Source organism: Psychrobacter sp. UBA2514, assembly GCF_002341255.1.
Classification (GTDB): Bacteria; Pseudomonadota; Gammaproteobacteria; order Pseudomonadales; family Moraxellaceae; genus Psychrobacter; species Psychrobacter pacificensis.
On the sequence record NZ_DDNS01000026.1, the window covers coordinates 900 to 1142 of the forward strand.

General features: G+C 37.0%; 1 tRNA gene (cut by a window edge). It reads right to left on the reverse strand.

Going from position 1 to position 243, the window contains the following annotated elements:
- Window positions 1-222: 222 nt before the first annotated feature.
- Window positions 223-243 (reverse strand) — tRNA-Gly (locus B3V51_RS08215); it runs 155 nt beyond the window's last position.

Consider the following 243-nt stretch of genomic DNA (forward strand, 5'->3'; position numbering starts at 1 on the left):
TGTTAAGAATGGGGTATTTACAAAAGCACTCAAGTATTTAAGTTGATACGCCTAGTGCATAGCACCCATGACAGCTATTGCTATATTCTCTTCTTTCCATAGAGCGTCGATCTGTACTTTATCTTCCATTATTTATCTAAAAAGTAGCGCTAAGTCGGATTTTACGCATAAAAAAAAGCCTCACTATAAAGTGAGGCTTTTTGTGCTTTTTCAAGCCATATTTGGAGCGGGAAAAGAGATTCG